Origin of the sequence: Desulfoferrobacter suflitae (genome assembly GCF_022603395.1) — a bacterium.
GTDB lineage: Bacteria > Desulfobacterota > Syntrophobacteria > Syntrophobacterales > Syntrophobacteraceae > Desulfoferrobacter > Desulfoferrobacter suflitae.
Genome location: NZ_JAIBKA010000010.1, coordinates 126,072 through 146,538 on the forward strand (window position 1 = coordinate 126,072; position 20,467 = coordinate 146,538).

Genomic DNA, 20,467 nt, shown 5'->3' on the forward strand with positions numbered 1-20,467 from the left:
GATTTTATTCCGTCCAGCACGGTTTGTGCCAATTCAGCACCGTCGGCGGCGCTTCGGCGGCAAACCTCTAAATAGTTGCTGCCAACCCCGATGCGATCCAAACCGTGTGCATCATTTTGGCGGGCAAATTGAATCCAGCTTTCATTGACATCCAGAATGTTTCCTTCGCTATCCGCAACCGCAAGGAGGTATTTGAGGGAGTCCAGCACAGACCGCTTGAATTGTTTGCTCTCGATAAGAGCTTCATCGGATCGTTTGCGCGCTATGGCATTGGCGAAGACCGCAGCCACCAGCTTGAAACGACGTATTAAGCTGTCGCGCCATTCTCTGCGGTGTCTCAGCATCGCCATGGTCAGTACACCCAGGGTCAACTGACCCGCCACAAGGGGGATCACGACCGCTGACTGGACCCCTTGAGAACGAAAGTAGTCCTTCTCGACCCCGGCCTCAGCGGGCAATTCATCAATGTGGGAAAATATCACCATTTCCCCGTTGTAGATCTTTTGTCTGCCCCAGGTGAGCCCGGTCCAATCAACCTTTGAGGGTGGGGCAGCGATATCAGAGTTCGTGTAATAATGAAAAGCGATGAGCATTTGTGTGTCTGCAGAAATTTCAAACACACTGACCCGATCCACTTCGAGCTGCCTGGCAATCGTCTCCAAGTTGCGCCTTATTTCGGGACCTACCTGATCCGGGGGCAGATTCACAAAACGGACCGACAACGCAGATAACATCTCCTCAAAGCGCAATTCTCTCTCGAGCTCGGATTCGGACCGCCGAAGCCGCCTTCGCTGCACCAGCAGAACCGAAACAAAGCCATAGCCAAACACCAGGAGCAAAACGCCGGCAATGATGTACTTGCGGTAGAGTTGCCATGGTGTCGGGGTCTTAAACCGTACAATGCTTTCGGGAGGCAAACGATCTTCACTGATCCCCCAGCGCTTTAGCTGGCGCCAGTCATACATCACGTGATTGAGCAGTCGCGCGGGATAGATGTCCGCCGGGGACTCGCCTGTCAGAATGCGTACGGCAATTTCAGCGCATCTTCTCCCCTGCTCTTCGGCGCTGAGCAGGTGGCCGCCAACAATTCCCTCCCCGAGGTAGGAATCCAGAATGCCGAACACGGGAGCGTTGGCTTTTGCGGAAACGGCACTCACAAAGCTTTTCGAAACAACGGGGGCTCCTGTAGCATCAAGGCTGACGACGGTGTAAAAAAGCGCCGAGTCTGCCGGCAACCGGGCAACCCTTGCAAGCAGGTCTTCTTTGCTACAATTGCCGATATAATTGATTTCAAAAGGTCCCCTATACTGCTGCAACGCCTTCCGCACCACTTTTTCCGCTTCGCGGTCGGTCCGCGAGGAACCCGAAATAATATAGAGATGGCGGGTTTGGGGAACCAATTTTTCAATGAGCTGTATGTTGCTCGGGACATCAGCCTCCCAAACAAGAGACGTCATGTTTGGTTTCAAAGAATCCCGCTGCAATGTCTTGGGGTTGGCCGAAACGATGACCATTGGCATTGTTCCGAACAATACTTCGCCGTTTGCGATCAAAAAATCGGCTGCTTCATCTCCCACGCCGATGATAAGGTCCATTTGAGGATAACAATATTTGTAGCGGTACAGTTCGACCAGTTTCTGCCGGTAAGCTTCGTCAGTATAGCTCACAAGATCCGAATACTCGATGTGCAGCTCGATGGGATAGGGCGAATCTGACTCAAGTTTGGTGCGCAGGCTTTCGGCCATCTCATCCTGCCAGGGTATACCTGCATGCATAAAGAAGATCACCAGAATCCGCCTGGGAGGCACCGATTTTTGGACGTCTGAGGCAAAAGCCAACGTGCTGATCGCCGGCCACGCGAAGCACAGAAAAAGAATGGCTCTTTGGACTCGTCGTACGTTCAAGATTCTTTGCAGTCCAACAAGGAAATCCAAGCGAAACGATCTCCACCAAACCATTACCAACTGCCGTGATTGAAGAACCGCGGCAGACTGCCGGGGCGAAGTGAATCTCTCATCTGCAAACGTACCCAAAAAACTTTATGGGAATCTGCTTGCTGATTGCAGTTGCCGGTAGGATTATGACCGACGTCTGGTAATTTTGCAATGACTTCGCTTGTTCTCCAGCAATTCCCATTTTGGGTTTTGTCGGAATGACTCGAGCCCGGGAAACGCTTTGAGCTTCTGGGAATGCAGGATATTGACTTGAGCTTTGCTGCCCGCTACCCTGCTCAACACAAGATCCATGCTCGTCTTGCCAGGCTCCAACCAGGGGATGCGGCAACCCTGAAAACAGGAAATGGCAAGTTGGAAATAGTCGACGACGAAGGCTGCTGCCGGGCACAGTTATCCAAGGCGGCAAGCAGGTTGTGGTCATCCCGCCTGGCTCAAATCGTGGAACACAGGGTCAGGTCTTGAAATGTAATATTTCGACTGCTATGGATAAGCTATGGCACGGCCTTTAAGAATCGAATATCCCGGCGCAGTGTATCATGTCACCTCGCGCGGCAATGCACGAGCCGACATCTTCCTTGGGGACGGCGACCGTCAGACATTTCTCAATGTTTTGGCCGATACCATTGAGAAATACAACTGGCTGTGCCACGCTTTCTGCTTGCTCGACAACCATTATCACGCCATCATCGAGACGCTCGATCCCAATCTGTCGATGGGCATGCGGCAGCTAAACGGCGTCTACACGCAGGCCTTCAATCGCTCGCATAAAAGGATCGGCCACGTCTTTCAGGGTCGTTACAAGGCGATTCTTGTCGAAAAGGGAAGCCACTTGCTGGAATTGTGCCGTTATGTGGTTCTCAATCCGGTGCGGGCCGGTATGGCAGCCACACCCGGTCAATGGCAATGGAGCAGCTATAAGAGCACGGCCCATGCCGGGAAGGTGCCGCAATATTTGACCGTCGACTGGGTGCTGGGACAATTTGCCAGGAACAGAACCACAGCCCGCCAGCGATATCGTGAATTCGTCGCCGACGGCTTGAAAAACCCGGTGTCTCCATGGAAAAAGCTTACCGGCCAGGTTTTCCTGGGTAGTGAGAATTTCGTTGCGTGCATGCGCGAGCTTGTAGGAGACAGTGAAAAAATAAGAGAAATTCCTCGTGCCCAGCGATATCCCGGACGTCCGCCACTCGATCAGCTATTTGCCGATATCACCGGGGGCGACCGGCAACGTCGAAACAACCGGATTATGCAGGCTCACATCACCCATGGATATACCTTGAAAGAAATTGCCGATTGTCTCGACATCCATTATACGACGGTCAGCAAAATAGTGGCCGCTGAAAGAAAAAACTGATTTTTCAAGACCTGACCCCTAACGCAAAGCCGGGCCAAGCTCAAAACGACTGCAGACGACCCGGAGCCATGCCGGGTGACTGAGACTTGCATAGATGAAAGCCGGCTGGAACTGGAGCCAATCGTTTTTGACCAAAGACTCAGGCGCAAACCGGATGAACTGATCTCTGTCAATAAAGAGCAGGAGGGAAAACCTGAAAGCAAACGGATAAACAATGGATGGCTTGGCAAACCGGATAAAAAACATTATTGGTACAACATTGGTAGTGAAACGATTGATGCGGATCCTGAGCACTGCCAATTTATGTGAGTATACCCAAAGCAGCGAATGGCCGGTCCTTCATTATGGGGTTGCCGGCCGCCACCGATTGCCGATGTCAAGATGAAGAATTGCGGAGCTCTCAAATGGAAAATGCACCCTTGGTCCAAGTGGAGGAGGCCAGAGGCAAGTCATTGCAGGAGCTTTTTGGGGAATTGCAGAGCAGCACCGACGGCTTGAGTGGTTCCGAAGCAGTAAGCCGGCTTGAACGATACGGCCCGAATGCCCTGGAGGAGCACAAAACTCATCCCCTGCTCAAATTTCTTTCCTATTTTTGGGGACCTATCCCCTGGATGATCGAGGTCGCAGCGATTTTATCGGCGCTGGTGAAGGACTGGGTTGATTTCACCATCATCTGTTCTTTGCTTGGTTTTAACGCCGTGATCGGCTTCTGGGAAGAACATGAAGCGGATAACGCCCTGGACGCGCTAAAAGATCAGTTGGCTTTGCTGGCGCGGGTCAGGCGCGACAACAAGTGGGAGGAAGTTCAAGCACGCGAACTGGTACCGGGCGACGTGATTCGCTTGCGCGCCGGCGACATCGTTCCCGCCGATTTGAAACTGTTTAACGGCGATTATGTGAGCATTGACGAGTCCGCTCTGACGGGGGAATCTCTGCCCGTGAGCAAAGAGCCGGGAGAGATTGCCTATTCCGGTTCGATCATCAAGCAGGGCGAAATGGAAGGTCTGGTAACGGCCACCGGCGGCAACACCTATTTTGCCCAAACCGCCAAACTGGTCGAAAGCGCGGGTGCGGTATCCCACTTCCAGAAGGCTGTAATGCGGGTGGGGGATTTCCTCATTTTCATTGCGCTGGGTCTGAGTATCGTACTGGTCGTAGTTCAACTGCTGCGCGGCGTTCCCGCCCTCGAGCTTGTGCAATTTGTGCTCATCCTGGTCGTGGCTTCCATTCCCGTCGCCATGCCGGCAGTGCTCTCGGTCACCATGGCGCTGGGTGCATTGGCCCTATCGCGTATGAAAGCCATTGTGTCCCGTCTGCAATCGATAGAGGAAATGGCGGGAATCGACATTCTCTGCTCTGATAAGACGGGGACTTTGACCCAGAACAAACTCACCCTGGGTCATCCCGTCACCTTTGCGGCCAAAGACGGTCAGGAACTGATACTGGCAGCTGCTTTGGCTTCCAAAGAAGAAAACCGAGATGCCATTGACCTAGCGGTTTTGCAAGGGCTTGCGGATTCGTCTCGGCTGAATTCCTGCCTGCAGGTTGATTTTGTGCCCTTCGACCCCATCAACAAACGTACTGAAGCGACGATCAAGAAAGGAGATGAAACTTTTAAAGTAGCCAAAGGGGCTCCTCAAGTGATCATGGAGATGTGTCGCCTGGATCAGGAAAGCAGCGCAAAAGCTGAAGAGGCGGTCAATGCCCTCGCAGCCAAAGGGTACCGCACAATTGGGGTCGCCCGCAGCCCGGATGAAGATTCCTGGGAATTTTTGGGTATTCTGCCGCTCTACGATCCGCCACGCGAAGATTCCGGCGAAACCATCGCCAAAGCTCAAGCATACGGCATTCAAGTCAAAATGATAACGGGTGACAATGCGGCCATTGCCAAGGAAATTGCCAGGCAACTGGGAATGGGCGCTAACATCCAGCCTGCCGCCAAACTTTTTGCTGGCAACGAGTCCGAAACCCTGAGCAGGGACGCGGCCGGCATAATTGAAGCGGCGGACGGCTTTGCCCAGGTTTTTCCCGAACACAAATACCACATCGTCAAGACCCTGCAGGATCGCGGTCACTTGGTGGCCATGACCGGCGATGGAGTAAATGACGCGCCGGCTTTGAAGCAGGCGGAGGTCGGCATTGCTGTGTCGGGTGCAACCAATGCCGCTCAGTCGGCCGCCGCATTGGTTCTCACGCAAGCCGGGCTGTCGGTCATCATCAAGGCTGTCGAAGAGGCGCGCCGCATTTTCGAGCGGATGATGAGCTACACTATCTATCGCATTGCCATGACCATAGACATCATGTTTTTTGTGGTTTTGGCCATGCTGGCGTTCAACTTTTATCCTCTGACCGCCGTTATGATCATCATCTTGGCGCTGCTCGACGACATTCCCATCATGACCATTGCCTACGACAATACCTATCTCAATCCCAAGCCAGTGCGCTGGGATATGCATCGAGTCCTGACCGTGTCCTCGGTTCTTGGCTTGTTGGCGGTGCTGGAAACTTTCGGTCTGCTGCTGATTGGAAAACTCTGGATGGGTCTCGATACGCCTCACGTTCAAGCCATGCTCTTTCTGCAGTTGGTAGCCGGCGGTCATTTGATGCTCTTTGTCACGCGCACGAAGAAGGCGTTCTGGCGGTCGCCCCACCCCTCCTGGTCTTTGTTTTGTGCCATTGTCGGCACGCAGATCTTCGCCGTATTGATGTGCGGGTTCGGATGGCTGGTACCCAAACTACCGTGGCGTCTAATCGGCATCGTGTGGGTGTACAATCTGGTTTGGATGCTCTTTCAGGATATGGTCAAGCTTGGCGTCTACCGGCTCGTTGAGAACCGGGCAAGGCACAAGCGACGCTTTCTCGAGGTCGTCAATCGCTCGCTGCGTTCCCATGTTTTCTGATCACGCGCCGTCAGAGCTTATCTGGGGAGGCAATCGTTCGGTGCACAGATGGCGGAGTGCGCGGAGACGCAACAAGCCGGCAAGGGAAGCAAGGCAAATCTGCGATGAATCATTCCGACTGTTTTTGGCCCGCTGAATGGCATCGCCAAAGTGCCGTCCAGATCAGCTGGCCCGATGAGCAAACCGACTGGGGCAATGATCTGGATGAGGTGCTGGCGTGCTACCATGAAGTGGCTCGAGAAATCACCCAAAGGCAAACTTTGATCATTGTCTGCCGAAACCCGGCAACAGCGCAGCGACAGATCAAGCTCGCCGGCCTCAGCCGGGAGAATATGCTGTTCGTTGAAGCGCCCATCAATGACACCTGGGCCCGCGACTATGGTCCCATTACCCTACTCTGCGGGGGGAAGCCGGTTCTGCTGGATTTCAAGTTCAACGGCTGGGGACTCAAGTACCCGGCCAATTACGATAATCAAATCACGGCGAAGATCTACTCGTCCCGCATCCTCAGCGACGCAGCGCAATACCGCAACCACCTCAATTTCGTTCTGGAAGGCGGCAGTATCGAATCGGACGGCCAGGGCACCATTCTGACCACAACTTCGTGTCTTTTGTCACCCAACAGAAACGGGGGATACACCCGAGCCGACATCGAAGAGGCTTTAATTGGGCACCTCCACGCCCAAAGGGTACTGTGGCTGGAAAACGGCCAACTGGCGGGAGACGACACCGACGGTCACGTGGACACCCTGGCGCGGTTCTGTTCCGTCGACGCCATTGCCTATGTCGCCTGCAACGATCCCGCAGACGAACACTACGCCGCCTTGAAACACATGGAACAGGAGCTCCTGCAGTTCAAAACACGCGCCGGCGATCCTTACCAACTGATACCGCTACCCATGGCCGATGCCGTTCTTGACGATCAGGGCCGGCGTCTTCCGGCGACTTATGCGAATTTTCTCATCATCAACGGAGCGGTTCTGGTCCCCTTTTACGGTTCGCCGAAAGATGATTTAGCAGTGCAGATATTGCAGCCGTGGTTCAGGGAAAGGAACATCATCGGCATCGACAGCCGGGCCCTCATAAAACAGCATGGATCCCTGCACTGCATGGCCATGCAATATCCCGAAGGAGTGATCTGATGGTACATGGCGCGATGCGGATCGGCCTGGTACAACAGGCCAACAGCTCCAATGCCGAAGCAAACTGGCTGAAGCTGCGCCGGAACATCCGGCAGTGTGCCGCCGCGGGGGCGCAGCTTGTGATATTGCAGGAGCTGCACAACACCCTCTATTTTTGCCAGACGGAGGACGCCGCCAATTTCGATCTGGCAGAACCGATTCCCGGCCCGTCCACCGAGAGGTTCTCTCAGCTCGCCAAAGATTCGGGGATTGTCCTGGTCACGTCGCTTTTTGAAAGGCGAACCGCCGGGATTTATCACAACACCGCCGTCGTTATTGAAAAGAACGGTCAAATAGCGGGCAAGTACCGCAAAATGCACATTCCCGATGATCCCAACTACTATGAAAAATTTTATTTCACGCCGGGCGATCTGGGCTTCCAGCCGATCGACACTTCGGTGGGGAAACTGGGAGTGCTCGTCTGCTGGGACCAATGGTTTCCCGAAGCCGCCCGCCTGATGGCCCTCAAAGGTGCGCAAATCCTCATTTATCCTACGGCAATCGGCTGGGAAGTGCCGGAAAAGGACAGGCCCAGGCAGCTGCAGCTGGATGCCTGGGTGGTTTCGCAAAGGGGTCATGCCATCGCCAATGGGCTTCCCGTCGTGGCCGTGAACCGCACGGGGCATGAAGCGGATCCCTCGGGGCAAACCGCAGGCATTCAGTTTTGGGGAAACAGCTTCGTGGCAGGCCCGCAGGGCGAGATCATTTACCAGGCGAGCGCCGATGAGGAAGTGCAACGAGTGGTGACGGTTCATCTGGAACGTATCGAGAAGGTGCGCAGGATCTGGCCGTTTTTTCGCGACCGACGCATCGATCAGTACCACCAGCTGGCCCGCCGGTTCATTGATTGAGCCAGGTTGACAAGCCATTGGAACGGTTCACCCTCATCAGAAACGCGCGTCTCGATCAGCGCACCACTTTTCGCGTGCCGGCTCGCGCGGCATGGCTGGCGGATGTTTGGAAGAGTTCCGCGCTGCCGCCGTTGCTCGCCGAAACGGCAGCCGGAGAGAGGCCTTTGCTCCTGCTGGGCGACGGCAGCAATATTTTGTTCACACGGGATTTTGAAGGGCTGGTCATCCACCTGGCCACTCGCGGCATCGAAATTCTCGCGGACGATGGGCAGCAAGCGACAGTACGGTCGGCCGCCGGAGAGAACTGGGACGGCTTCGTGCGCTGGACTCTGGCCCATGGGTTTAGCGGCCTCGAAAACCTTATCCTGATTCCCGGCACCGTCGGGGCCGCGCCCATTCAAAATATCGGCGCCTACGGTGCGGAGGTACGGGAATTTGTGCAGGCAGTGGAGGCGTTCGATATCATCGAGCAGCGCTTTACCCGACTGAGCAATGCGGCATGCGAGTTCGCCTATCGCGACTCCCTATTCAAACGGCGGCCGCAGCGCTACATTGTTACCGCGGTCGAATTCCTCCTGCACCGGCAAAGGCCCATGCAACTGGCCTACTCCGGTGTGCGCCGGCAACTGGACGTGATGGGAATCAACCGACCGACGCCCACAGATCTTGGCCGCGCCATCGAGTGCCTGCGTCGGGGCAAACTGCCGGACCCAACGGTGATCGGCAATGCGGGCAGCTTTTTCAAGAATCCCGTGATACCGATCGAGCATCTCAAGCTGCTGCAGCGCGCGCATCCCGATGTGCCATACCATGCGCACGACCACAGGGCGTGCAAACTCTCGGCTGCATGGCTGATTGAAGCGTGCGGTTTCAAGGGAATGCGCGAAGGCGATGCCGGCGTCGCGGATACCCATGCATTGGTTTTGGTCAACTATGGAGGCGCCGACGGGGCACAAGTCTGGGCCCTTGCCGAGCGCATTCGTAACACCGTCGCAGACCGCTTTGGCGTCAGTTTAGAGCCGGAGCCGCTGGTCATTTGATGCGGCCTGGCCGTTTTCTTCCCGTTTCCTGGAAGCTCTCTGATTATGCCTTTCCTGTGCGGACAGGATACTTTTGCGCAGACGCAGCGACCTGGGCGTGACCTCGACCATTTCATCGGCGCGGATGAAATGTATGGCACGTTCCAGGGTCATGGGAACCACCGGCGTGATGATGATATTCTCATCCTTCCCTGCCGCGCGCATGTTGGTGAGCTTCTTTTCCTTGCACGGATTGACATTGATGTCTGTATCGCGATTGTGCTCTCCCACGATCATGCCTTCATAGACGAGATCTCCGGGAACGATGAAAAGCTGCCCCCTGGGCTCAAGATTAAAAAGAGCATAGGCAACGGCATGACCCTGCCGATCGGAAACGATGGAACCGGTAAAACGGGTGGGAAAATCGCCGCGGTAATCCTCGTAGCCAACAAAATAGGAATTGAGAATGCCGGTTCCCTTGGTGTCCGTCAAAAACTCGTCGCGGTATCCGATCAAGCCGCGTGACGGAATCGTGAATTCGATGCGAATCCGTCCGGTCCCCTTGTTGACCAGATTGAGCATCTTGCCGCGGCGAACGGACAATTTTTCCGTCACTATCCCCAAGAAGCTCTCGTGACAGTCAACAAACAGGTGTTCAATGGGCTCCATGCGCGTGCCGTTGGAGAATTTACAAATCACTTCCGGCCTTCCGACACACAGCTCAAAACCCTCGCGTCGCATGGTTTCGATGAGAATGGCCATCTGAAACTCGCCACGCCCCTTGACGATGAAATGTTCCTTGTCTTCTGCTTCTTCCACACGAATGGCCACATTGCGCAGGGTTTCCTTGAGCAACCGTTCACGGATTTTGCTGGACTGCACAAACCGTCCGTCTTTTCCTGCAAAGGGCGAAGAATTGATGGTGAAGCTCATGGAAACCGTCGGCTCGTCCACCCGGATGCGCCTCAGCGGTTTGGGGGAATCCTTGGTGCAGATGGTGTCGCCGATCTTGACTTCTTCGATACCCGACAGAACAATGATGTCTCCCGGTTCGGCCCGCTCCACCTCCGCGAAGCTCATTCCCTGGTAAACCTGCAGTCTGGAAATTTTTAAGGGGATCTGCCCGTTCTGTTCGGTCATACACACCAGGCTGTCGTTGCACTGCACGGTTCCGTTGATGACCTTTCCGATGGCCAGGCGACCGAGATAGTCCGAGTACCCCAGGTCCGCAACCAACATCTGGAAGGGTTCCAGAGGATCATAGGCAGGCGGCGGAATTTCCTGCAGGATGGCGTCAAACAGCAGGCCCAGATTGCTGCCCTGATCTTCCAGAGCCCCCTGCGCAATGCCTTCTCTTCCCACCGCATAGACAATGGGAAATTCGAGCTGTTCATCGTTTGCGTCGAGATCGATAAACAAGTCGTAGATCTCGTCCAATACCTCGTGCGGCCGCGCGTCCTTGCGATCGATCTTGTTGATCACGACAATGATCTTCAGCCCCGCATCGAGGGCCTTTTTCAAGACAAACCGTGTTTGCGGCAGGGGCCCCTCGGATGCATCGACCAACAGTAAGGCACCGTCTGCCATCGCCAGGGCGCGTTCCACCTCACCGCCAAAATCGGCGTGCCCGGGGGTATCGATGATGTTGATTTTGGTCTCTTCCCAAACCACCGAACAGTTCTTGGCCGCAATGGTGATCCCCCGTTCCCGTTCGAGGTCCATGCTGTCCATGAGTCTTTCATCGACTTCCTTACCCGCTCTGAACAACCCGCTTTGCTTGAACATGGCATCCACCAGCGTGGTTTTGCCATGATCCACATGTGCGATGATCGCGATATTTCTTAAGCCTCTATTTTCCACGATGTTTGCCACTGGTACCGGTTCCTTCCTTATTTCACGGATCAATAATGGTGCGCCGCAATATGAACCTTTTATTGCGAGCAGGTCAATCACCGCTCATTTTGCACCGCTGTCGAACTGCCGCGGGGACTGTAAGCGGGTGCGCAATCTGCGGGTGAACCCAAGTGCAGAATAGAGTGTCCGAGATGCAGCGGACTTGCAATGGCGTAGTAGGTTGGGTTTCGCCGCACTCAACCCAACCTGCGGAATTTGGCCACTTCATCGTGTGGGGCTGCACTGAGAATCTATGGCTTGAGGGCTTTTAACGAGAAAAACGCAGGAGAAATGATGGCGGGGGTTAGGCCTTTTTTTCTGCGTACCTGGCCAAAGTGAACAGCAAATCCGCCAGCCGGTTAAGATACGCCTGCAGTTCGGGACGAACATGGCCATCGGCTTCCTGCAAAGCCACGACATTGCGCTCCGCTCTGCGTATGATGGTCCGTGCCAGATCCGCCGAGGCGCTGCAGGGATTGCCGCCGGGATAGACAAAGCAGCGTGGCAGAGGAACATCCTGCTGCAGTTCTTGAATCCACTGCTCGAGTCTGCCAATCTTATCCGGCCCGACCATACACTTTTCATCCACTGAGCCCTCACAGGAGAGCTCCGCACCGACCATGACCAGATCCTCCTGCACGGCGCTGATCATCTGCCGGATGTTCTCATTTTGGGTGAAGACTTTACTGAGTCCCAGTGCTGAGCTCGCTTCGTCCAGGGTTCCGTAGGCTTGAGGCCGCAAGCTCGCCTTGGAAACTCGCTCACCCGTCAGCAGACTGGTCTCTCCCTGATCCCCCCTCTTGGAAAATGTAAACGCTCCCACCCCTCGACTCCTTCCATATCGTATTTCGTTCAGGACCCGCCTTGTAGACCATTCTTGCATGAAGATCAAGGGCGACCCATCAGAAAAAATGGTTCACAATCTCAAAACGAGTTTACCAGCCGGAAAAAGTGGGCACAGATATGTATCGATCCAGGTTCCCGGCATCCCATTCAGTGGGTCAGACCTTTGAACAGTGTGTCAATGGGCTTCCCTTCGTAGGCAACGCGAATTTCCGCCAGAAGTTCGTTAGTTGCCTGCTCAATGCGATGGATATCCTCTTCGTCCACCTGATCATCCTTGACGTAGCGAAGGGATTCCTTCAGTCGCTCGAAATGCTGGACGATTTCCGGCTTGATCTTGCCCTCGCCGAGGGACTTGTTCAGCTCCAGCACAATGGTGACACAACTCTCGATGCGCTTGCGAAGATGCCTGTTGTCGTGCTTATGACGTGAGCGTCTTAAGATCATCAGCTCAACCCCTGCATGTATTATAATTGTCCTTTTTGGGCAAGTTCTTCTTCAAATATTCGATAGTTATGCTCGTACACCTGGATGGCGCGATTCACCACAGTTTTTGCCTTATGTAAATCCTGGATGTTGAGAATCATGTTGACGCCCATCCTGAATGCCTGCAGTTGATCCAAAGTGGGCATGGTCCGGCTGAGCAAACAGAGGAAGAATCTCCTCCTCACGTGCATCGGCAACAGGTTGACTTGCTCCAGGAGATCATTTTCCCGCGAGGCCTCATCAATCACGACCAAATCATAGGGGTTGTGGCGCAGTCTGTTGATGGCGGCCTGTGGCTTTGCCACCTCGGATACATGGAAATCCATTGCGTGCAGGGCTTGCGCGATCCGCCTGGAGATGGTCTCCCGGGATATGCAGGTGAGGGCGCTCTTGAGTCCCTCTTCCACAATTTCCAGAGGAGGAATATCTTCCCCCAGGTCATCCGCCTCAAATGAATCTGCTTGCTGCAAACCGGTGCCGGTGGCATGCTCCGAGGACTGATCCTGCACGTTCAATTCAATCGCATTGCCGCACTTCGGGCAGGCGATTCTCAGTTCTTTGCTCTGCGGAATCTTCTCATCGGCGATGGTGAAAACCGCACGGCATCCAGGGCAACTGAATTTCACTGTGGACTCCACAATCCGACACGGGGCAGCATAGGCTCATTGATCGATCCATTTTGTACAATACAGGTGGACAACCCCATTTGACAATGCAAAAAGCTGCCGCCGAAAGAATTCACAGCCGCACGAGCAGCTGCAGGATGCCGTCACAAGCGGGTAAATACCACAACTATGGGAAGGCCGCCATGTTTGATGTGCCAGTAGCGTGCCCTGGCCAATTTCAGGCGCAGCGCCCGCGGTCTGTCGGGAGCCATGACGGCCGCCTGCCAGCCGGGATAAAAGCGCCGCAGGTGTGCACCCAAACGTTCGTAGAAATCGTCCTCTTGCGGTAATCGCTTTCCATAAGGCGGATTCAAGAAAAGCAGCCCGGGTTCGACATTCAGTTCCTGCGGCCGGATGGAAAAGAAATCGCGCTGATGCCACACGATGTCTTTCCCGACCCTTGCATGATCAGCATTTTGCCGAGAGGCAGCGATCGCCTCGGGATTTTCATCGATGGCGATGATGGGCACAGGCGCCTTTGCCAAAGCATGATCGTTAGCCTGACGCAATAGATAACGCCAGGTTTTAGCCTGATAAGACGGCCATTGCTCGAAGAGAAAAGCCCGTCCGGAGCCCGGCGGCAGTCGTCTTGCCAGCAAAGATGCTTCAATCGGAACTGTCCCCGACCCGCACATCCCGTCTACGAGAGGACGATCTCCATGCCACCCGGCCTTCATGAGGATGGCAGCCGCCAGAGTTTCCCGCAGCGGCGCGCCGGTGTGCACCCGGCGATAACCGCGCTGGTGGAGATGAGCGCCGCTGCTGTCCAGGCTGATTTCACAGGCATTGTCCACCACTCGGACCAGGAGTCGTTGCACCGCGTCGGACGCGCAATCCTCTTGCGCATGGAGCGCTTGGCACAGGGCCGGCGGCACTAAACGCAACTCTTCAAAACGCCTCTGTATTCCCTGCAGAACGGTTTTTTCGATCAGGCCTTCATGCTGCATGCGCGAACGTCTGACATAAACATCGATGTGCAAGCGAAGCCCTGAGTGCAGCCACAATTCCCAACGAAAGGTGCTCACTTTATGAAACAACTGTTCGACGGCGCCACAGCGAAAACGGGCAAGGCGCATCACAATGCGGCCGGCGGTTCGCAGCCGGAGGTTGCACAGATAGCCTGCGGTCAATTTCGCCGAAAACTCTATTCCCGCCTCGGTTGGGGCAAGCTCGAGCAAGCCGATCCCTCTCAGCTCCTGCTCGCAGAGCGGGATAAATTCCGGTGCAGTGATTGCCGCCATGCGATGTTCGACGGCCAGCACATGGCGTTTGAGCTGTCTTCCAAGAGCCTTGTTGGTTTTAACCGCACACTCTTTCATCCGTCCTCCCCTTCTTCAGTCGCCTCGTCTCGTGGTTTGTTTGTGAAAAACTTTTTTAGCACGCTTATCAAGGCGTTATGCTTTTCCACAAATCGTTGCTTGACGAATAACTTTGGTCGGTTCTAATATGTTTCATCGCGCTGGGGCTCAGCTACGTTTAGCTTTTGTGCTCTCCCGACTCCTGCTACGGTGCATTCAGACAAATAGACTTACCATTCCCCATACAATTCGGAAGGGAGTAGTATGTTTTGAAACATGACAGCAGTCCAACACCGCAGGATTTGAAACTACCGGAACACTATCGCCCACGACACTATGCAGCCGTCTGGCGTTCACCACTGCACGGTTGGCGCGAACGGCTTACACAAATTATCGAGCAGACCTCGGCCAGTCACACGGCCGAGGTTTTCTTTCGTGCCGACGACATCGGCGCCGGGGGGCGCGCCTTCGAAGCACTGTGTCACATGTTTCGCCGCCATGCTGTCCCGCTGGGCATGAGCGTCGTGCCGGCATGGCTGAGCACCATCCGCGAACAGCAGCTGTTTGCCAGTGCTCCTGTGGAAGAACCGCTCTGGGGCTGGCATCAGCATGGCTGGCGCCATGTCAACTGGCAGCGTTCCGGCAAGAAATCCGAGTTTGGCGACCATCGCCCCTTCGAAAAGCAGTGGCGCGACATCTGGCAAGGGCGGCAAAAAATGGTCAGCATCTTTGGAGAGCACTTCCTGCCGGTTTTCACACCCCCCTGGAATCGGCTTTCGGGATGCACTCTCAAGATACTTCAGCAACTGGATTTCAGAGCCGTATCCCTGTCCAAACCCTTTCCCAAAGGTCACAAGAATCCTTTGGGCTTAAACAACTTGAAGGTGCCGCTGGACCTCCATACCAGAAAATCAAAGGACGCGGCGAAAGATTTTGACGAACTGCTCGCCCAGTTGACCACCTTGCTGGGTCGCAAAGAGCCTGTCGGAATTATGATCCATCATCAGAGGATGACCACTTTTGCCTATCAGTTCCTTGATGCCCTGCTGCAGTTGCTGAACGGGGCCGAACATATCACCGTTCTTGGCTTGCAAGAACTCCTGGACAGGGGAAATGAGTAGCAGGCCAGTCCTGGTTTACGCCGATGCCAAGGGGAACATCTTTGATTTTCCCGAACTCGAAATGGCAGGGAGCAGCGCCGGTAGATGGCATCGTGTCAGTCCACGGGACTGGATACCGTTGCCGGAAGGCAGCGAGCTCTTCCTTCTGCCGGAGCGTCTCCCGGTCGGCTACCATTCCAGAAGCAAGACCTTCAGAGTCCTCTCGCACGACCCTTACGAATCGGCCAAACCGGTGCAGGCGGTAGCCGCTTTTGCAGCTCCCGCCCACACACAGACCTATTGCGCTGCCTATCAAAAATTGCCTGGAGCAAAACTCCTTCCATTGTTTGCTTATACGGCAGTGGGCTGGCAAAGGGATCGTTTTGTGGTAGCGGCTCGTCGGGTAGACCCTGATGAACGTCAAGACTTCCGTCACTTTGATTTGGCGAGAATTGATAAAAACGCCCGCAGGCGCATGGCGCAGCAATCCACCAACAGGCTGATGCAACATCTTGGCAAATGCGCCCTCACCTACGGCTGCCCTGCCGCCAGAAACCTTTTTTTGGATCGCTGGGAAGCTCCACTGCCGACTTCACCCGATTGTAACGCCCGCTGCCTGGGGTGCATCAGCCGCCAGGACCACCCCGGACTGTGTGCCACCCAGGACCGTATCACCTTCGTACCAACCGCGGAAGAGATAGTGGCCATTGCCGGCCCTCATCTGCAGAATGCTCCCGGGGCGCTGGTCAGCTTCGGCCAGGGTTGCGAGGGGGAGCCGCTGCTGCAGGCCAAGACACTGCAGCAGGCAATCGTTTTAATGAGGGAGACCACTCGACGCGGTACCATAAACCTGAACACTAATGCCAGCCTGCCCAGGGCGGTCGAGAAGCTGCGCAGAGCCGGCCTGGACAGCATGCGGGTGAGCCTGAACAGCTGTCAGCCTCAATTTTATGGAGCCTACTATCGGCCCAGGGGTTATACTTTCGACGACGTGATGCAGTCCGTCAGGATAATGAAGGCATCAGCAGGGTTCGTTTCGCTCAACTATTTCGTGCTGCCGGGGTTCACCGACGATCTGGAGGAATGGAACTCGCTGCGCCGGCTCATCGACGCAACCGGCATCGACCTCATTCAGCTGCGGAATTTAAACATTGATCCGGAGTGGTATCTCAGCAGTCTTGACTTCCGACCTCACGGAAAGCCAATCGGCATCAGCAGACTGATTGAAAAATTGCGAACTGAATTCCCTCGTGTCCGGCTGGGCTATTTCAACCCGCCGTTGAATTCCGCCGAGCACTGATTACGGTCCGGCGGGTGGCCGATCCGCCCGATGCTTACAACTCAACTCACGTCTTATGGCGTGACATCGAAGTGGAAACGATGCTGCAAAGACTTACCCCCTCGGTACAACGCCACTGGCTATGCCTTTTGTCGGGACTGTCGTGGTCTGTTATGGGCATCATGCTCTGCACCATGGCGGCCCATTGGCTGTCGGAGATTATCTGGCCGGTGAGCCTGCTGGCATCCGTTGCCGGTCTCCTGCTCGGCACATGCATCTACCGTTTTGCTTTTGCACCCATGGCCCGAAAGAATGTCGAGCGCATCCTGCGGCTACCCAGCCGAGTGTGCCTGTTTGCATTTCAGGCCTGGCGGAGCTATGCGCTCATTCTCGTCATGATGCTTTTGGGCTTTGTTCTGCGCCATTCGCCAATACCGCGGGTTATCTTGAGCGTCATCTATTTGACCATCGGTACCGCACTGACCTTTGGCAGTTCGCTGTATTACGAGAAATTCTTTTAGGTTGCATCAGAAAACCAGCTGACAATAGTTGAATTTTTCACCTTTTCAAAGTAGCCTTCGTATGTTTTGTAAAAATGAGCTGAGGCGTTCGAGCCTTGGCGGCTGGACTAGCCAGACCGGGTCAATGCGGCAGCCAACAGGAGTATCGCGGAAGGAGTCCACCGACGAATGAATTCAGAACTTATTTATCAGATCTTTGCCGGTAGCTCTGCCATCGTTTTTATTTTTGCGGCCGGCTTTTATCTCGGGCATCGCAGGAGCTCTCGCAAATACCACGCACAAAGCGCCCATGATCGGGCAGAAATGCTGAGCATTGAACGAGCACTCAAACAGTTTTGGGATCATGAAAAGCAAAAGCTCGAAGAGGAAAAGCTTGAATTGCAACGCCGCATCGACTTCCTGGAGGGAAGGCTTGCGCAGTACCGCAGAAAGGCGGCCGGAATCGGCATGATGGGATTGCGCAAGAGCAAGCTCAGCGATATGTTCATATCGCTTCTGATTGAAAACGAAACCCTGGAAGAAAAACTGTTCCTGCAGAATTTAAAGCTTAAGCAGGAAAGGGATGAATTTCTGGAAAATGAGCTCAGGCACATCAGCTACAAGAGAATTCTGCTGTCGGAGCTCATCAGCCAGGGCGAAGTACGTCGGGAAATGGAGCGGGTGATCAATGACAAGGGTCACTGGAAGCGTCTGGAAATCAAACAGCGGGAATTGAAACCCGTGTCATCGGAATCACTGGTCGAGGAAGGGGAGTCCGCCTGACATGATCACCATGGCCGTTCCAACCTCTCAATCTTTTGCCCGCGTCAGCGCGCGCCAAACTGCCCCAGTCCGAGCAAATCTATAGAAAAAGCCAAACGATTGTCCTCGCCTTCTCTCTGGTAAGTCAGCCCCACTCCCCAGCATCCATGCTGGTATTTAAGACCGTAGCCCTGCTTGAAAAGCTCATCTTTGTCAAATGAGTAGTCATGGTAGGTGGTCAAAAAAATACTTGACAACACCTTGACCCCCGCCTCGATGATCATCTCATCGACAACCGTATCCTTGAAAAACTGGTACCCGGCTCGCACATAGTAGCCCGTCCCGCTGTCGAGAGTAGCGTACAAATCATGCCGGTTGATGGCTCCCTCGTCGGGAGAGAACTGGGTATCGTAGGTCACAGTCAAATAGCGACCCGGGAACACGTCCAACAACAGGTTCACGGGAGAAAACCGCTTCTTTTCAAGGGCAGGACGGTCTGATCCGTCGTCTTCATCCTCATCTTCGTCACTGACCAGGAAGTCATCAAATTTGGGATTGGAAAAGTCGGAATCGGATGTGCGCGCCTCTCTGATGTTCAGCGTCTGAAAAATCTGCAGCCGTGCCAGTTCGCGATAGCTTGCGACTTGATTGCCCTGGCCGTCCGACTGAACCCCTTTGGCAATCAGAAAATTGGATAACCCATAAGTGATTCCATGGCGTTCCTCGATATCATCGAGACGGTCGAATTGCGGCAAATCGCCCTGCTTGACGTCGGGCTGGTATTCATAGACGATTTCCGGGCGGATTCCATGCTGCATAGCAACATAATTCCATACCTTAAAGGGATAGACACGATTGAGGCGGCTGGTCATTGCCAGTTTGACGTCCGGCAGAGTCCTCTGTTGCCATGCGTCCCGTGAATCTTCTTCCCAGTCTACACGATAACTCGTGGATCGCAGTCCGACCGAGGGCTCGACATCCAGATAGTTGTTCCAATGGAGGGGGTAGTTGACGCGTGGATACAAGTCCAAGCGGTAACCCTTGTCCCCTTCCCGGCGCCAGTAATTGACCCCTGAGGTCTCGAGGCTGTAGTAGAGAGGCAACCCGTCAATCCAGTCCGGGATGACATTGAAGGATAATTCGGGAAGCCTCTGCAGAGTGAACTGATCGATGGAACGATCCAGCTGATCCCAATAAATCGCGTCCATGAAGAGCAGTGTGGAATCGCCACGGCGGTTGAGATAAAGGGTGTTCTCCCGTGCCTGGATGGTTTCATCGTTGAGGATTCCACGGCCGGTGGACTTGCGGAATAAATCATCGGTGAAATCGTAGGAGGTTGAACCATTCTTAAATTCTTTCAGGTAATTCTTGTCACTGGCAATATCGAGGTCCAGCTTGCCCTCGATTCCGTAAGGCAATTCGATGGAATGGCGGGCGCGGATCCAGTACCGGTCACTCTTGATGAAGGGGTAGTTGAGGTCGGCCAAATGATCCTTGCTCGCCTGATCGCGCAAATAGTTGCCGAACCAGATCCCCTCACCCCAGATCGGATGGTCGATGCGATACTCGAGACCGCTCATCCATCCGCGCTCCTGCATGTAACGACCATAAAAAGTCATGTCCATATCCTGGCGCATTGCCCAGTAGTAGGGAAGCTCAAACTGCAGGCCGTTGAGGCTTGATGAACCTGCCCAGGGAAGCAGAAAGCCTGACTGCCTGTCTTTGTCCACCGGCAGGGCGACCAGCGGCGCATACAGGAGCGGGATGCTGCGGGCATAAAACGACGTGTGCTTCGCCCAGGCAAACCCGTCGGTATTCACTGTCATCTCTTTGTATCTGACTTTCCAATCGGGATTTTGCGGATCGCAGGTGGTGATGAATCCATCTTTGAGCTCGTAGTCGGTCGGACCGGTCTTGGCTATGTGCTTGCCCTGCACATAAAAATGATTTCCCGCGAAATAGAGCAGACCGCCATCCACGTTGCCGGTCTCTTTTTCCAGGTCCCATATGACATGTTCTCCCTTGAGCCAGTCGCCGCCATATTTCAGGAACACACTGCCCTTTAAATCGGCCGTGTGATGTTGGGCATCCAGACGCGCCCAATCGGCCTCGATGGATCGGTCTCCGGAACTGATCTGAACATCTCCCTGGGCTTCATAGACATGATTCTTCTTGTCATAGCTGACCTGCTGCGCACTGATCTGCCACGTGCCCTTGGTTTCACTGACAAAGGATTGCTGATTCAAGCCGTTGCTCATCAAACTCCGGCTGAGCGCTTCGTCCGCCGCAAGAATCGTCACACACAAGGACAACGCCCACAGGGTGAGGGCAAACGCGGCAGCTGCCCTGGGATGCACCGAAAATCTCTTTGGAAACATGGT

Annotated in this window: 17 protein-coding genes and 1 pseudogene; 11 read left to right on the forward strand and 7 right to left on the reverse strand. The window is 54.6% G+C overall.

The features are described 5' to 3' along the window. Positions 1 to 275: 275 nt before the first annotated feature. Positions 276 to 1,958, reverse strand: a pseudogene (locus K1V27_RS22940) (ABC transporter substrate binding protein); the annotation flags it as partial. A 231-nt stretch (positions 1,959 to 2,189) separates the two neighbouring features. On the opposite strand from K1V27_RS22940, the gene K1V27_RS17210 reads away from it, so the two are divergent. The 7 genes from K1V27_RS17210 to murB all read left to right on the forward strand — a co-directional run bounded on the left by K1V27_RS17210 (position 2,190) and on the right by murB (position 9,281). Further along, positions 2,190 to 2,417 (forward strand): hypothetical protein, encoded by a 228-nt coding sequence (locus tag K1V27_RS17210; RefSeq protein ID WP_258931287.1) that lies wholly within the window; start codon positions 2,190 to 2,192, stop codon positions 2,415 to 2,417. A 31-nt stretch (positions 2,418 to 2,448) separates the two neighbouring features. Beyond that, positions 2,449 to 3,309 (forward strand): transposase, encoded by an 861-nt coding sequence (locus tag K1V27_RS17215; protein ID WP_258931288.1) that lies wholly within the window; start codon positions 2,449 to 2,451, stop codon positions 3,307 to 3,309. Between the two features lie 75 nt (positions 3,310 to 3,384). Next, positions 3,385 to 3,618 carry a hypothetical protein gene (locus tag K1V27_RS17220; protein ID WP_258931289.1) on the forward strand — a complete coding sequence of 78 codons (234 nt, stop codon included), beginning with the start codon at positions 3,385 to 3,387 and terminating at the stop codon, positions 3,616 to 3,618. A 95-nt stretch (positions 3,619 to 3,713) separates the two neighbouring features. Continuing rightward, positions 3,714 to 6,209 (forward strand): plasma-membrane proton-efflux P-type ATPase, encoded by a 2,496-nt coding sequence (locus K1V27_RS17225; RefSeq protein WP_258931290.1) that lies wholly within the window; start codon positions 3,714 to 3,716, stop codon positions 6,207 to 6,209. Positions 6,210 to 6,313: 104 nt separating this feature from the next. Beyond that, a complete protein-coding gene (locus K1V27_RS17230) occupies positions 6,314 to 7,351 on the forward strand; it encodes an agmatine deiminase family protein (RefSeq protein ID WP_258931291.1) in 1,038 nt (345 codons plus the stop codon). Between the two features lie 14 nt (positions 7,352 to 7,365). Then, positions 7,366 to 8,241: a carbon-nitrogen hydrolase gene (locus K1V27_RS17235; protein ID WP_258931356.1), complete on the forward strand. Its 876-nt coding sequence runs from the start codon at positions 7,366 to 7,368 to the stop codon at positions 8,239 to 8,241. 17 nt (positions 8,242 to 8,258) lie between these two features. Beyond that, positions 8,259 to 9,281 carry a UDP-N-acetylmuramate dehydrogenase gene (gene murB, locus K1V27_RS17240; RefSeq protein WP_258931292.1) on the forward strand — a complete coding sequence of 341 codons (1,023 nt, stop codon included), beginning with the start codon at positions 8,259 to 8,261 and terminating at the stop codon, positions 9,279 to 9,281. Here the strand turns inward: murB and typA are convergent. The 5 genes from typA to K1V27_RS17265 form a co-directional block, all read right to left on the reverse strand. Beyond that, entirely contained in the window at positions 9,255 to 11,132 is a 1,878-nt protein-coding gene (gene typA / locus K1V27_RS17245) for a translational GTPase TypA (protein WP_258931293.1), read from the reverse strand. The genes murB and typA overlap by 27 nt on opposite strands. 325 nt (positions 11,133 to 11,457) lie before the next feature. Then, the gene (locus K1V27_RS17250; protein ID WP_258931295.1) at positions 11,458 to 11,976 is read right to left on the reverse strand and encodes a cob(I)yrinic acid a,c-diamide adenosyltransferase; all 519 of its coding nucleotides are present in this window, start codon (positions 11,974 to 11,976) and stop codon (positions 11,458 to 11,460) included. 170 nt (positions 11,977 to 12,146) lie between these two features. After that, positions 12,147 to 12,443: a hypothetical protein gene (locus K1V27_RS17255; protein WP_258931297.1), complete on the reverse strand. Its 297-nt coding sequence runs from the start codon at positions 12,441 to 12,443 to the stop codon at positions 12,147 to 12,149. A gap of 20 nt (positions 12,444 to 12,463) precedes the next feature. After that, entirely contained in the window at positions 12,464 to 13,108 is a 645-nt protein-coding gene (locus tag K1V27_RS17260; protein WP_258931298.1) for a zinc-ribbon domain-containing protein, read from the reverse strand. Positions 13,109 to 13,251: 143 nt separating this feature from the next. Then, entirely contained in the window at positions 13,252 to 14,466 is a 1,215-nt protein-coding gene (locus tag K1V27_RS17265; protein WP_258931299.1) for a THUMP domain-containing class I SAM-dependent RNA methyltransferase, read from the reverse strand. 248 nt (positions 14,467 to 14,714) lie between these two features. Here K1V27_RS17265 and K1V27_RS17270 point away from each other — a divergent pair, with 248 nt between their 5' ends. From K1V27_RS17270 to K1V27_RS17285, 4 genes are all read left to right on the forward strand, one after another. Then, positions 14,715 to 15,566, forward strand: coding sequence for a polysaccharide deacetylase family protein (locus K1V27_RS17270; RefSeq protein WP_258931300.1), 852 nt, complete (start codon positions 14,715 to 14,717; stop codon positions 15,564 to 15,566). Continuing rightward, a complete protein-coding gene (locus K1V27_RS17275; protein ID WP_258931301.1) occupies positions 15,559 to 16,845 on the forward strand; it encodes a radical SAM family protein in 1,287 nt (428 codons plus the stop codon). The genes K1V27_RS17270 and K1V27_RS17275 overlap by 8 nt, the downstream gene beginning before the upstream one ends. 80 nt (positions 16,846 to 16,925) lie before the next feature. Further along, positions 16,926 to 17,345: a hypothetical protein gene (locus K1V27_RS17280; protein ID WP_258931302.1), complete on the forward strand. Its 420-nt coding sequence runs from the start codon at positions 16,926 to 16,928 to the stop codon at positions 17,343 to 17,345. Between the two features lie 168 nt (positions 17,346 to 17,513). Then, positions 17,514 to 18,107, forward strand: coding sequence for a hypothetical protein (locus K1V27_RS17285; protein WP_258931303.1), 594 nt, complete (start codon positions 17,514 to 17,516; stop codon positions 18,105 to 18,107). 44 nt (positions 18,108 to 18,151) lie between these two features. On the opposite strand, the gene K1V27_RS17290 is transcribed toward K1V27_RS17285, so the two are convergent. Further along, positions 18,152 to 20,443 (reverse strand): LPS-assembly protein LptD, encoded by a 2,292-nt coding sequence (locus tag K1V27_RS17290; protein ID WP_258931304.1) that lies wholly within the window; start codon positions 20,441 to 20,443, stop codon positions 18,152 to 18,154. Between the last annotated feature and the right edge of the window lie 24 nt (positions 20,444 to 20,467).

Bases quoted from the DNA above. Each gene is read 5' to 3' on its own strand.
- K1V27_RS17215 (WP_258931288.1), top strand. From the start codon at position 2,449: ATGGCACGGCCTTTAAGAATCGAATATCCCGGCGCAGTGTATCATGTC.
- K1V27_RS17235 (WP_258931356.1), top strand. From the start codon at position 7,366: ATGCGGATCGGCCTGGTACAACAGGCCAACAGCTCCAATGCCGAAGCA.
- K1V27_RS17230 (WP_258931291.1), top strand. From the start codon at position 6,314: ATGAATCATTCCGACTGTTTTTGGCCCGCTGAATGGCATCGCCAAAGT.
- K1V27_RS17210 (WP_258931287.1), top strand. From the start codon at position 2,190: ATGCAGGATATTGACTTGAGCTTTGCTGCCCGCTACCCTGCTCAACAC.
- K1V27_RS17285 (WP_258931303.1), top strand. From the start codon at position 17,514: ATGAATTCAGAACTTATTTATCAGATCTTTGCCGGTAGCTCTGCCATC.
- K1V27_RS17275 (WP_258931301.1), top strand. From the start codon at position 15,559: ATGAGTAGCAGGCCAGTCCTGGTTTACGCCGATGCCAAGGGGAACATC.
- K1V27_RS17265 (WP_258931299.1), bottom strand. From the start codon at position 14,466: ATGAAAGAGTGTGCGGTTAAAACCAACAAGGCTCTTGGAAGACAGCTC.
- K1V27_RS17280 (WP_258931302.1), top strand. From the start codon at position 16,926: ATGCTGCAAAGACTTACCCCCTCGGTACAACGCCACTGGCTATGCCTT.
- K1V27_RS17255 (WP_258931297.1), bottom strand. From the start codon at position 12,443: ATGATCTTAAGACGCTCACGTCATAAGCACGACAACAGGCATCTTCGC.
- K1V27_RS17225 (WP_258931290.1), top strand. From the start codon at position 3,714: ATGGAAAATGCACCCTTGGTCCAAGTGGAGGAGGCCAGAGGCAAGTCA.